The organism is Alkalihalobacillus trypoxylicola, from assembly GCF_001590785.1.
Taxonomy (GTDB): Bacteria; Bacillota; Bacilli; order Bacillales; family Bacillaceae_D; genus Alkalihalobacillus; species Alkalihalobacillus trypoxylicola.
In genome coordinates, this window is the sequence record NZ_LTAO01000012.1 from 377,462 (window position 1) to 389,485 (window position 12,024).

Annotated in this window: 15 protein-coding genes; 10 read left to right on the forward strand and 5 right to left on the reverse strand. The window is 34.1% G+C overall.

The features are described from left to right. Positions 1–170: 170 nt before the first annotated feature. The 4 genes from AZF04_RS08985 to AZF04_RS09000 all read left to right on the forward strand — a co-directional run bounded on the left by AZF04_RS08985 (position 171) and on the right by AZF04_RS09000 (position 3,918). On the forward strand, positions 171–1,124 hold the full coding sequence (locus AZF04_RS08985) for an ABC transporter permease (protein WP_061948425.1): 954 nt from the start codon (positions 171–173) through the stop codon (positions 1,122–1,124). Next, entirely contained in the window at positions 1,114–2,061 is a 948-nt protein-coding gene (locus tag AZF04_RS08990; protein ID WP_061948426.1) for an iron chelate uptake ABC transporter family permease subunit, read from the forward strand. The genes AZF04_RS08985 and AZF04_RS08990 overlap by 11 nt, the downstream gene beginning before the upstream one ends. Next, a complete protein-coding gene (locus AZF04_RS08995; protein WP_045486977.1) occupies positions 2,055–2,813 on the forward strand; it encodes an iron ABC transporter ATP-binding protein in 759 nt (252 codons plus the stop codon). Before AZF04_RS08990 ends, AZF04_RS08995 begins: the two co-directional genes overlap by 7 nt. Before the next feature lie 121 nt (positions 2,814–2,934). Beyond that, entirely contained in the window at positions 2,935–3,918 is a 984-nt protein-coding gene (locus AZF04_RS09000; protein WP_061948427.1) for a siderophore ABC transporter substrate-binding protein, read from the forward strand. Between the two features lie 252 nt (positions 3,919–4,170). Here the strand turns inward: AZF04_RS09000 and msrB are convergent, their stop codons facing one another. From msrB to AZF04_RS09020, 5 genes are all read right to left on the reverse strand, one after another. Next, positions 4,171–4,605: a peptide-methionine (R)-S-oxide reductase MsrB gene (msrB, locus tag AZF04_RS09005; RefSeq protein ID WP_061948428.1), complete on the reverse strand. Its 435-nt coding sequence runs from the start codon at positions 4,603–4,605 to the stop codon at positions 4,171–4,173. Positions 4,606–4,612: 7 nt separating this feature from the next. Next, positions 4,613–5,146: a peptide-methionine (S)-S-oxide reductase MsrA gene (msrA, locus tag AZF04_RS09010; protein ID WP_061948429.1), complete on the reverse strand. Its 534-nt coding sequence runs from the start codon at positions 5,144–5,146 to the stop codon at positions 4,613–4,615. A gap of 187 nt (positions 5,147–5,333) precedes the next feature. Further along, positions 5,334–5,477, reverse strand: coding sequence for a YvrJ family protein (locus AZF04_RS20655; RefSeq protein ID WP_081766727.1), 144 nt, complete (start codon positions 5,475–5,477; stop codon positions 5,334–5,336). A gap of 8 nt (positions 5,478–5,485) precedes the next feature. After that, complete coding sequence (locus AZF04_RS09015) at positions 5,486–5,707, reverse strand: DUF2922 domain-containing protein (protein WP_045486986.1); 222 nt, start codon at positions 5,705–5,707, stop codon at positions 5,486–5,488. Between the two features lie 22 nt (positions 5,708–5,729). Then, complete coding sequence (locus tag AZF04_RS09020; RefSeq protein WP_061948430.1) at positions 5,730–5,936, reverse strand: DUF1659 domain-containing protein; 207 nt, start codon at positions 5,934–5,936, stop codon at positions 5,730–5,732. A gap of 247 nt (positions 5,937–6,183) precedes the next feature. Here AZF04_RS09020 and AZF04_RS09025 point away from each other — a divergent pair, with 247 nt between their 5' ends. The 6 genes from AZF04_RS09025 (at position 6,184) to AZF04_RS09045 (ending at position 11,994) form a co-directional block, all read left to right on the forward strand. Beyond that, complete coding sequence (locus tag AZF04_RS09025) at positions 6,184–7,962, forward strand: PAS domain S-box protein (RefSeq protein WP_061948431.1); 1,779 nt, start codon at positions 6,184–6,186, stop codon at positions 7,960–7,962. Between the two features lie 262 nt (positions 7,963–8,224). Next, a complete protein-coding gene (locus AZF04_RS21400; RefSeq protein ID WP_169802502.1) occupies positions 8,225–8,398 on the forward strand; it encodes a hypothetical protein in 174 nt (57 codons plus the stop codon). Between the two features lie 261 nt (positions 8,399–8,659). After that, positions 8,660–9,463: a transporter substrate-binding domain-containing protein gene (locus tag AZF04_RS09030; RefSeq protein WP_061948432.1), complete on the forward strand. Its 804-nt coding sequence runs from the start codon at positions 8,660–8,662 to the stop codon at positions 9,461–9,463. A gap of 36 nt (positions 9,464–9,499) precedes the next feature. After that, entirely contained in the window at positions 9,500–10,156 is a 657-nt protein-coding gene (locus tag AZF04_RS09035; protein ID WP_061948433.1) for an amino acid ABC transporter permease, read from the forward strand. Further along, positions 10,149–10,871: an amino acid ABC transporter ATP-binding protein gene (locus AZF04_RS09040; protein WP_061948434.1), complete on the forward strand. Its 723-nt coding sequence runs from the start codon at positions 10,149–10,151 to the stop codon at positions 10,869–10,871. The genes AZF04_RS09035 and AZF04_RS09040 overlap by 8 nt, the downstream gene beginning before the upstream one ends. A gap of 133 nt (positions 10,872–11,004) precedes the next feature. Continuing rightward, positions 11,005–11,994: an aromatic acid exporter family protein gene (locus AZF04_RS09045; RefSeq protein ID WP_235599950.1), complete on the forward strand. Its 990-nt coding sequence runs from the start codon at positions 11,005–11,007 to the stop codon at positions 11,992–11,994. Positions 11,995–12,024: the final 30 nt, after the last annotated feature.

The following is a 12,024-nucleotide window of genomic DNA, read 5'->3' on the forward strand; positions in this document are numbered from 1 at the left end:
AATAAATTACTCAAAAAAGCTGAAATTTAGAAAAGTATTATTCGTCATCGTTTTGTCGAAAAAGAACATTTTGTATGTTGACATTATAAATGATAACTATTATCATTGTGGATGTGATTGATAATCATTATCGTTATTTATATAGAAAACCGTTTTGAAAAGGATTGCTTATGAAAAACTTAATTCTACTTATTGCCTGTCTACTTTTAAGTATTGCTTCTATATTTATAGGGGTAAATAACTTAAATCTAGCTGGAATCATTCAGTTAGACGAGAACCAATTACATACTCTACTTCATAGTCGATTACCTAGATTAATAAGTATCATCATTGCCGGTTCTAGTATGGCGATATGTGGATTAATCATGCAACAGCTAACAAGAAACAAGTTTGTTTCACCAACAACAGCAGGGACTATGGATTCTGCTAGCTTAGGAATTATGGTATCAATGCTAATGTTTGCTTCGGCAACCATGATGCAAAAAATGATTGTTTCCTTTCTTTTTGCTTTAGTAGGTACATTTATTTTTATGAAGATACTAGACCGAATTAAATTTAAGAATATAATTTTTGTTCCACTTGTAGGGCTCATGTTTGGAAACATTGTCGGTTCTATTACAACCTTTTTTGCTTATTCAAATGATCTCATTCAGAACATATCGAGTTGGTTACAGGGAAGCTTTTCGTTAATTATAACGGGGCGTTATGAGATGCTCTATATAAGTATTCCACTACTAATCATGGCCTATTTTTTCGCCAATCGATTTACGATTGCTGGTATGGGTGAGGAATTCTCTGTAAATTTAGGATTAAATTATAAGCAAGTGGTGAATGTCGGTTTAATTATTGTTGCAGCGATTACCTCTGTTGTGGTTTTAACAGTGGGTATGATTCCGTTTCTAGGCCTCATTATTCCTAACATTGTTGCCATTTTCCAAGGAGATAACTTAAGGAAAAACCTTCCAACTACAGCGCTTTTAGGTGTTGCTTTTGTTTTAGCCTGTGACATTATTGGAAGAGTGATTATTTACCCTTACCAAATACCAATAGGGTTAACGGTTGGTGTAATCGGAAGTGCTATTTTCCTCTATTTGTTGATAAGGGGGAGAAGGCATGGGTATTAAAACAAGAATTTTACTATTATCTTTATTAGCTATTTTGCTAACAGGGTTATTTCTATTCTATGATTTAAGAAGCTGGGAGTATGCTCTACCAAGACGTGGTATTAAAATTTTATCCATTATTGTAACTGGGGCTGCCATTGCTTTTTCAACAGTAGTCTTTCAAACGATTACGAATAATAGAATTTTGACACCTAGTTTAATAGGCTTAGATTCTCTATATCAGTTGTTCCAAACATTTATTATTTTTACCTTTGGTTCGATGAGTGTTCTGGTCTTAAACCAATATTTAAATTTTGCCGTTTCGACTATATTAATGATTATTTTTGCTATGATTTTGTACCAACTATTATTAAAAGGTGAGGGTAAAAATATCTTCTTCCTATTATTAGTAGGAATTATAATGGGAACATTTTTTGGGAGTATTTCAACATTTCTTCAAGTTCTTATCGATCCGAATGAATATTTAAATGTACAGAATCGTTTATTTGCAAGCTTTAATAATGTTCATTCTGAATTACTTTGGATTTCAATTGGTATATTTATTTTCGTGACGATTATATTTTACCCGCAGTTAAAATATCTAGATGTGCTTTCACTAGGAAGAGATCAGGCAATTAACTTAGGGGTGAATTATGATAAAACGGTAAAATGGTTACTTATTTTTATTGCAATCCTTATTTCAATTGCAACAGCACTTGTAGGTCCTATTACGTTTTTAGGATTGCTTGTTGCCAATGTTGCTTATGAAATGGTTAAAACGTATAGACATTCAATCATCATACCAGTTGCCATGTTGATTAGTATTATTGCTTTAGTTGGAGGACAGCTTTTAGTGGAGAGAATCTTTAGTTTCTCAACCCCCATTAGTGTGATTATTAACTTTATTGGTGGTGTCTACTTCTTATATCTTTTATTAAGGGAGAGTAAAAAATGGTAGAGGTATTGAATGTATCAAAATTATTTAATAATAAAGCAGTTGTGAATAATGTCTCCGTTAAAATAGAAAAAGGAAAAATAACTTCGTTTATTGGACCGAATGGGGCAGGTAAAAGTACGCTACTATCGATGATTAGTCGTTTGACTGTAGCTGATTCAGGAGAAATTCTCATTGACAACTCGAAAGTAGCAGATACTAAAAGTAGTGAACTTGCAAAGAAAATCTCGATTTTGAAGCAATCTAATCATATCAATATTCGCTTGACCATTCGTGAGCTAGTCTCATTTGGGCGATTTCCATATTCGCAAGGAAACTTAAATAAAGAAGATTTGAAATATATTGATGAAGCTATTGCTTATATGGAGCTTGAGGATATCGAGGATAAATACCTTGATGAATTAAGTGGTGGGCAACGCCAACGTGCTTATATAGCAATGGTTATTGCTCAGGATACAGAGTATATTTTACTTGATGAGCCTCTGAATAATTTGGATATGAAGCACTCTGTTCAAATTATGAAGGTACTTAAAAGAATGGTAAAGGAATTAGGGAAGACGATTGTCATTGTTTTACATGATATTAATTTTGCTTCTTTTTATTCTGACCATATTGTGGCGTTAAAAGATGGTGAAATTGTTCATGAGGGTCCAACACACGAAATCATTAATAATGGTGTTTTAAAGGATATTTACGATATGGATATCACGATTAATGATATAAATAATCAACGTGTTTGTGTTTATTTTGTTTAATTATGTATGATAATTAGGGTAGATGTGTGTGTAAATACGTCGACGTAAAAGGGATACAATCCATTTGCCACGCTATCTTTAACCCTTTATTATAAAAAAAATACCATAGGGGTGTATGTAGATGAAGAAACTTTGGTTATTAATGTTAGCTGCATTTGTCGCAATAGTGTTAGCAGCTTGCGGTTCAAATAATGAATCTGATAATGCGACTGAAGGCTCAGCTGATGATACAGATACAGAAGAAACAGCTACTGAAGAAGAAAGTACGCTTACTTTTGAGCATGAATTAGGGGAAACAACCGTAGATAAAAACCCAGAAACAGTTGTCGTTTTTGATATGGGTATTTTAGATGCGTTAGATGGTTTAGGTATTGAAGTTACAGGCCTTCCACAATCAAATGTCCCTGAGTATTTATCAAAATATGAGGGAGATGAATATACAAACGCTGGTAGCTTATTTGAACCAGACTTTGAAGAAATTTTTGAACTTGATCCCGATTTAATTATTATTAGTGGCCGTGCTGCTGAAGCATATGACGAGTTAAATGAAATTGCACCAACGATATATATGGGATTTGATAGTGTAAACTTTTATGATTCATTTAAAAATAACTTGGATATGATTGGACAAATCTTTGATAAAGAAGCAGAAGTAGAGGAGAAGTTAACTGAAATAGATGCTAGCATTGAAGAAGTTCAAACATTAGCAGAAGAACAAGAAGCAAAAGGTTTATTACTTATGGTCAATGAAGGTAGCTTATCTGTTCATGGTCCTGGTGGACGTTTTGATTACTTACACAGCCTCTTTGGAATAGAGCCTGTAGATTCTTCTATTGACATGGCAAGACATGGACAAGAGGTTGATTTTGAATATATCGAGATGCAAAATCCAGAATATTTATTTGTTATTGATCGCGGTGCCGCTGTATCAACTGGAGAAGAGTCTGGTAATGAATTATTAGAGAATTCATTTGTTCAAAATACACAAGCATATGAAAATGATCATATTGTCTTTTTAGATTCTATCTATTGGTATATTACAACAGGTGGATTAACTTCATTCGCTGGTATGATTGAAGAAGTTAAAGAGGGTTTAACGGAATAATAGGATAATAGGTGTTCGCAGCTGTTTCTGAACATGCTCCGTTTTTCGCTTCCTCCAAGGTACTCAGTGTCCTGTGGGGTGGCACCGAACTACCTTTTTTCAAAGTGGATTTCGGCTTTCATAAAGATTCAAGATTTTACAAATCCAATAGGACCCTCCTTCTTCTTATCAAAAGAAGGAGGGTCCTATTCGTCATTATTGTATACATCCATTACATACCATCTCAAGTTGCCCCAGCATCTTCTAACAATTTTAATCGAATAATTTAAGATAAGGTTTGTAGCCTTTTTCTTCTAGTTGTTTCTTTGGAATAAACTTTAAGGCTGCCGAATTTATGCAATAACGTAAACCACCGCTTTCAGTTGGTCCATCAGGAAACACATGACCTAGGTGAGAATCGGCTTCTTTACTTCTTACTTCAGTTCTAATCATAAAATGACTACGATCTTCATTTTCCATAATTTCTTCCTGCTCAATGGGTTTAGTAAAGCTTGGCCAACCACAGCCCGCATCATATTTGTCTAGTGAAGAGAACAGGGGTTTTCCAGAAATAATATCTACATAAATTCCTTCCTCATCCAGTTCATAGTATTCATTTTTAAATGGTGGTTCAGTACCGTTATTCTGTGTTACCTCATATTGAATAGGAGTTAGCTGTTTTTTTAATTCATTTTTAGTTGGCTTCATTTTTTCATCAATCCTCCCAATGATTTTTTATGAATTTCATTCTACCAGAGCCACGTTGATACATTTCATATCGTATCGGATTCTTTTTATAATAGTCTTGATGGTATTCTTCAGCATGATAAAAGGGTTTAGCTGGAAGTATTTTGGTGGCTATAGGTTGCGAAAAGCGACCACTTTTTTCTAATTCTTCCTTTGATCGTTCAGCCTTATTTTTTTGCTCATTGTTTTGATAAAAAATCGCCGATTGGTAGGATTGACCTCGATCAAAAAATTGCCCTCCTGAATCAGTAGGATCGATTTGCTTCCAAAAAATATCGAGTAGAGATTCGTAGGAGATAATCTGAGGATCAAAAGTAATTTGTACCGCCTCATAGTGACCTGTTGTTTCCGAACAGACTTCTTCATAAGTCGGGTTTTCTGTCATTCCACCTGTGTATCCAGAGAGTACTGAATGAACACCATCATAACGATCAAATGGTTTCACCATACACCAAAAGCATCCACCAGCAAATATAGCTTTTTCATAGGATGTGTTACTCATCATTTCTCACCTCAATTTTAAACGTTTCCTCATTATAACATGTATATAGGCTAGAGATGTTAATCCTGCTCTTAACATCTTACTGCATAGTCTTATACCTTTTCATTAAAAAGTGTGACATAAAAGCTTGTAAAATATTCATCTAAAAAGAGATGGCTGCTAAAAGCCCCATCTCTTTTTTCCGTTTTTATTTTTTAACATCCCAATTGCGAGGGATTTGCTCAACGGCCGTAATCACATGGTCTAATTTTTGTTCTAATCGATGCAATAAATAGAATGTAACCACCACTGGAAAACTGTATTCAGCAATATAAGGAAGCCAATGCTCAATGCTATTCATTATTCAGGCAATGAAATAGTCTCAACTTGACGATCTACTAAACGAGCACCACGAATAGCTTTAAGTCCACCATCAGCTGTTGTTATAACATTCGATTGAATCATATCTAACATGGAGCTTAAAACATCTTGAGGATTCACAGGTTCAATAGGAAAATCGATAGAAATCGTAACTTGTCTTCCTGCCTCGTTTTCAAATAAAAGCTCTAATTTTTTATTCATATTTCTCTCCTTTTCAAAATTGTTATGAAATTGCAAATTGATTCGTCCTAGTAATCGTTTCTAATGGCAATTTTTGTAGGCTAGCATAAGCATTAGAAAAGGTAATAAGCTCTGAATCTAATGAATGACCATTGATGTTATTAAGGTTACGATTGAAAAATAGAGGAGTTCCATCCTCATCGGCACTCTCTAAAAATGATATACGCAGTCTAGTTTGTTGATTTTCCATATTATCACCTCCTTTTGCTATATAAATCGAGAGAAAAAATGAAAAAGGGGAGGTCATTTTAAAGTTTATTTAGATTTCTCTCGTTATTTGAAAATATTATTAATTAAAAGTAAATATAAATGAGATTGTTGAAAAATGTCGGGAAAAATTTAATGATTGCTTGTCAGTTTTAGAGGAAATCAACAACGAAAGAGAGAAATATATAACATAAATGTCAGTAAAGGAAGAATTCGTTAGGAGAATGAAAATGAATACAATGTTATATCAAGAATGCTTTAATGCAAGTCCTGTCTGGCAGTCTATCCTAAATCAAAGAGGAGAATTTATTGAGGTAAATAACGCATTTTGTCAACATTTAGGGTATTCAAAAACACTATTATTAAAGCAATCCATTAAATGTATTTTACCTTTACAAGCACAGCAGGATATAAAAAAAATAAAAGAGGCGTATTCCACTCACTATACAAAATTTATTCATGCACAAGGTCAGGTTATTAATGTCAAATTAATGGTTACTAGATTTGAGATGAATGATCAAGAAACTTGCTATTACTTACTACAATGTGAGCCACAACTAAAAGAACAACATGTAAATCAATCCTACTATTTAGAAACTTACAAGCAAGAATTGCCAGAAGGAATACTTGATAATATTAAGGAGGCTATTATTACCATTAGACTTGATGGGCAATACGTCTTTTTAAATGAAAATGCGGTTCAAATGTTGGGAGGAAAGGTTGAGGATTTACAAAAAAACAATTTCTGGTCTTATTTAGAAATAAAAGAGCAAGAGCTATCGAACAAGTTTTATCAATTGTTGACTAATTCAAGTTCGATTGAGCTTGAGTATTATATGAATCAATTAGATAGCTGGTTTGATATTCGTGCTTACCGAAATAAAGATTTAATAACGATTGTTTTTTTAAATATTTCTAAGAGAAAAAAAGCCGAACAACTATTACGTGATAGTGAAATGCATTATAAAAATTTAGTTGAGCATATTCCTGAAACGATTACGGTTCATGATGGGAAGAAATTTATTTATATGAATCCGGCTGGAATAAGGTTATTTAAAGCTCGAGACAAAAAAGAAATGATTGGCTATTCATTATTGGAGTTATTTTCTAATCATGAATACCGCAGAGTAAAAGAGAATATTAGGCTCTTATTAACGGGAAAAAAGAAAATTACAACGACTATTTTTCGAGTACGCTGTTTAAACGGTGAATATATGGAAGTCGAGGCTACAACGACAATTATATTGTATCGAGGAAAACCTGCTTTTCGTACTATTTTTAAGGATGTTTCAGAACGAAAGAAAATGGATGACCTAATTCGAAAATCAGATAAATTGTCTGCTGTTGCCCAATTAGCCGCAGGCGTTGCTCATGAAATACGTAACCCTTTAACGTCAATAAAAGGTTTTCTGCAATTATTCCAAAGGGAGGGGCAATATGACTCTCATTTTATCTCCTTAATAATGGATGAATTAAATAGAGTAGAGTCTATTATTTATGAATATTTAACATTAGCGAAGCCAAACTATGAAACGACTTTTAACAAAGTAAATTTACAAGAGTTAATTGAGCAGACGATTACCCTATCAGAAACTCAATCAATATTGAAAAACATTTCATTATATTATGAATTCGAAAATGTACCACCTATCTATGGAAATGAAAAACAAATTAAACAAGTAGTCATGAATCTTATTCGTAATGCCATTGAAGCTGTAGAGGTAAATGGCCAAATTCGTTTAAGGTTAATTAATCACTCAGAGGATCAGGTTTGTATAGAGGTCGAGGATAACGGTTGTGGAATCTCCAAAGATCGAATCGAGCGTTTAGGAGAACCTTTTTATTCTACAAAGGAAAAAGGTACAGGACTTGGACTAATGGTTTGCTATAAAATTTTAGAGCATCATAATGGGGTTATGAATGTCCATAGTGAGATAAGCAAAGGCACCAGAATAGAAGTGATATTGCCCGTTTATATTCATATACCAAAGGAGGTATTACTTACTTAAACTGTTATCGTCCTTCTTTGTAGCTGAATGGTCACTTATTAGAGGCGTGAAATTCGAAACATTAAAAATAATCTAACAAATAAGGTGAAAAATGAAAAAATGGTTAGTGATGTCTCATATTTGAATGTGAAACTGTTGATCTATTTGTGAAAAGTTGTAAAGTGCAAAAAAAATGTTATCTCTGACTGAAACGAGGGGTATGTAATGGATAAGTTGGAAGCACATCAGACTAAATTCCAACATAACTAAGGAGGAGTTAGAGATGAGCAAAAAACTATTGTATACCGTATTAGCAGGAGCACTATCAGTAAGTGTATTAGCAGCGTGTGGAGATGGGACAGATGACCCAAATGATCCAAACGCACCAATGGATGACCCAGCAATGGGCACAGAGGATGATTTAGGTGACGGCCTTGATGATGGGGCTCCGGAATAACCTACTACTTACCTAAAATAGAAGAATAGTAGAGAATGGAAAGGCAACCACGGGATTAAGAGCGCTCCCGTGGTTTCTTTTCTGTAAAAAATTTTGAGACCATTCAACGAGCTAATCACACCATTAAATGACAGAAAATTCCCACTTCGTTATTTTGGTATATTTTTTAACAAAAATAGTTTAAAAACAAAAATACGTGTGTTATTATGCATATGGCAGTATAAATATTATCTTTTTAATAATGAAAGTGGAGGGAAAGTTATGAAAAAACAATATAAATGGGCAAAATTAGGATTTACAGCTGTCCTATCTTTAGGAGTTTTGGCAGCATGTGGAACGGCAACAGACAATGATGATGATACAGCTACAGGTTCGGATGAAAATGCAGAAACAACAAAAATAGTAATGGGAACATCTGCGGATTATCCTCCTTATGAATCTTTAGATTTAGAGACAGAAGAAATTATTGGTTTTGATATTGATATCGCTAAACATATAACAGACGAGTTAGGTTATGAATTAGAAATTCAAGATATGAATTTTGATAGTTTAATTCCGGCTCTTCAAAATAACCGAGTTGATTTTGTCATGGCAGGAATGACTCCGACAGAAGAACGAAAAAAGAACGTCGATTTTAGTGATGCCTATTACGCCGCTAATAATTATTTAGTATTTCAATCAGATAATGAATGGACGAGTGTTGATGAGCTAGAAGGCAAAAATATTGGGGTTCAATTAGGCTCTATCCAAGAAGAAGCAGCTGATGAGTTAGCTGAGCTACACGGATTTGAAGTGAATAAATTAAACCGTATTCCAGAAATCATTCAAGAGCTTAATACAGGCCGTATTGATGCGATTTTGATGGAGGATATGGTAGCAGAGGGATATATCGAATCACAAAACTTAAAGTTTTTCCCTGTTGAAACAGATGAAGAAACATCAAATGCGATTGCCTTTCCAAAAGATAGTGAGTATACAGAAGAGTTTAATGAAGTATTAGTGGATATGATTGAAAGTGGTAAAATTGATGAGCTTATTGAAAAGTGGTTTTACAGCGAGGAATAAGTAAAATAACTTTCGAGCATAGGAAGGAAATGTAGTATGGATTTAGATTTTAGTCAATTGGTACCTCATATTCCTTATATATTAAGAGGTGTCATCGTCACCCTTCAATTCGTCTCCGTTTCATTAATAATCGGATTGGTATTAGGGGTATTATTATCGATTATGAAAATTAGTCGGTTCACACTTTTGAAGTGGATAGCTGATGCGTATACGTCTGTTTTTCGTGGTACCCCATTAATTTTACAGCTTTCACTGTTCTATTTTGCAACACCGCAATTTGGAATAGATATTACACCATACCAAGCTGGGGTATTAGCGTTTGGATTAAATTCAAGTGCATATGTTTCAGAAATTATTCGTGCAGGAATACAAGCCGTGGATAAAGGTCAAACAGAAGCAGCACAAGCTTTAGGTGTTCCTTATCGCTCAATGATGCTAAAAGTAATATTACCACAGGCCTTTAAAAATATATTGCCGGCGTTATTTAATGAGTTTATTAATTTAACGAAAGAATCAGCTATCGTATCAACGATTGCTGTCGCAGATTTGATGCGAAGGGCGCAAATTGTCAATGCAGGAATCTTCCGATACTTTGAATCTCTCCTTTTTGTTGGACTTATTTATTATTTATTAGTAATGGGTCTCACTATAATAGGACGGATCTTAGAAAGGAGATTGAAGCGAAGTGATTAATGTTATTGATTTAGTGAAAAACTTCGGGAAAAATGAAGTGTTAAAAAATATTTCAACAAGTATCAATAAAGGTGATGTAGTCGCGATTATTGGTCCTTCTGGTTCTGGAAAATCAACATTATTGCGTTGCTTAAACAAGCTAGAAGAACCTACCTCTGGTAAAATTATGGTAGGTGATATCGACATAACGAGTCCTAAGGTTAATATCTTAAAAGTGAGACAAAAAATAGGAATGGTTTTTCAGCACTTTCATCTTTTTCCTCATATGACGGTTTTGGAAAATATTATTTATGCTCCAATGACTGTAAAAGAATTAAAAAAAGATGTAGCTATTGAAAAGGCAGACGAGCTTTTAAATAAGGTTGGATTGTTTGAGAAAAGAGATTCGTATCCAAATCGTCTTTCAGGCGGTCAAAAGCAACGAGTGGCGATTGCTCGTGCATTAGCCATGGAGCCAGAGATTATGCTGTTTGATGAGCCTACCTCTGCTTTAGATCCTGAGATGGTTAAAGAGGTTTTATCCGTTATGAAGGATTTAGCCGAAACAGGTATGACGATGGCTATTGTCACCCACGAGATGGGCTTTGCTCGTGAGGTTGCCGATCGAGTGCTATTTTTAGATCAAGGTTTTCTTTTAGAAGAAGCCCATCCAAAGGAGTTCTTTCAGAACCCTACTACTAGTCGTGCAAAAGAATTTCTAGAGAAAGTCTTATAAAAGAGCCTGAGCTTATATTTTTATTAAGTCCCCCTAGGTCTTACGATTTAGGGGGACTATTCTTTTTAAGGAAGAGATATACTGATATGGGTATGATAATATGAGCATATATATCAAATGGAGAAAGTAGCGGATGTTTATGAGAAGTTTTCGTATTGGATATCGAACGTTAAAAACAGCGGTGGGAGCAGGTGTTTCGATTGCTATAGCTTCTTTACTAGGATTAGAATTTTATTCTTCCGCCGCCATTATTACTATTTTATGTATTTCGGTTACACGGAGACATTCGCTTTTTATTTCATGGGCTCGCTTTATTGCTTGTATTATCGCTCTATTAATGGGTGCCGCTCTTTTTGAATGGCTTGGTTATACGCCTTGGGTTTTAACGTTACTTTTGTTAATTTATATACCCGTAGTTGTAATGTTTAAGGTTCAAGAAGGGTTCATTACAAGCTGCGTCATTTTATTGCATTTATATGTACTAAATGAATTTTCTTGGGGGATTTTTTGGAATGAGCTGCAATTAATTATTATAGGTGTCGGGATCGCTTTGTTGGCTAATGTCTATATGCCTAATGATGAAAAGAAATTAAGGGAATATGTAAAAGATATAGAAGCTACCTTTTCTATTATTCTTAAAGAAATCGCGTTTTATTTAAGAGAAGGGGATAGTCAATGGGATGGAAAAGAGATTAATGATGCGATTGAGCTTTTGGAAAAAGCGAATCATTTAGCTGAAAAAAACGTTCAAAATCATTTGCGTAAATATGAAGATCCTTATTTTCATTATTTTCACATGCGAAGTAAGCAGTTTGAGGTACTTGAGAGATTATTGCCCTTTGTTTCTTCTATACAAGCCAACTCGAAACAAAGTGAGATGATTGCCGATTTTGTCGAAGAGTTATCAAAGGTCATTAGTCCTGCTGATTATGGTCATTATTACATAGATCAGTTAGATAGTATGAGATTAACGTTTAAAGAGATGGAATTACCAGCGACGAGAGATGAATTCGAAGAACGGTCACATTTGTTTTATATAGTCTACGAACTGAATCAGTATTTAGCTCTCAAAAATCAATTATGGAACCATGTGGATAAAACAGAATATCTCCGCACAAAATAAAAGAAATTTTATAATGTGAATAGGAGTAAT

Bases quoted from the DNA above. Each gene is read 5' to 3' on its own strand.
- AZF04_RS08985 (WP_061948425.1), top strand. From the start codon at position 171: ATGAAAAACTTAATTCTACTTATTGCCTGTCTACTTTTAAGTATTGCT.
- AZF04_RS09000 (WP_061948427.1), top strand. From the start codon at position 2,935: ATGAAGAAACTTTGGTTATTAATGTTAGCTGCATTTGTCGCAATAGTG.
- AZF04_RS09030 (WP_061948432.1), top strand. From the start codon at position 8,660: ATGAAAAAACAATATAAATGGGCAAAATTAGGATTTACAGCTGTCCTA.
- AZF04_RS09045 (WP_235599950.1), top strand. From the start codon at position 11,005: ATGTTTATGAGAAGTTTTCGTATTGGATATCGAACGTTAAAAACAGCG.
- AZF04_RS09020 (WP_061948430.1), bottom strand. From the start codon at position 5,936: ATGGAAAATCAACAAACTAGACTGCGTATATCATTTTTAGAGAGTGCC.
- AZF04_RS09025 (WP_061948431.1), top strand. From the start codon at position 6,184: ATGAATACAATGTTATATCAAGAATGCTTTAATGCAAGTCCTGTCTGG.
- AZF04_RS21400 (WP_169802502.1), top strand. From the start codon at position 8,225: ATGAGCAAAAAACTATTGTATACCGTATTAGCAGGAGCACTATCAGTA.
- msrA (WP_061948429.1), bottom strand. From the start codon at position 5,146: ATGAGTAACACATCCTATGAAAAAGCTATATTTGCTGGTGGATGCTTT.
- AZF04_RS08990 (WP_061948426.1), top strand. From the start codon at position 1,114: ATGGGTATTAAAACAAGAATTTTACTATTATCTTTATTAGCTATTTTG.
- AZF04_RS08995 (WP_045486977.1), top strand. From the start codon at position 2,055: ATGGTAGAGGTATTGAATGTATCAAAATTATTTAATAATAAAGCAGTT.
- AZF04_RS09015 (WP_045486986.1), bottom strand. From the start codon at position 5,707: ATGAATAAAAAATTAGAGCTTTTATTTGAAAACGAGGCAGGAAGACAA.
- msrB (WP_061948428.1), bottom strand. From the start codon at position 4,605: ATGAAGCCAACTAAAAATGAATTAAAAAAACAGCTAACTCCTATTCAA.
- AZF04_RS09035 (WP_061948433.1), top strand. From the start codon at position 9,500: ATGGATTTAGATTTTAGTCAATTGGTACCTCATATTCCTTATATATTA.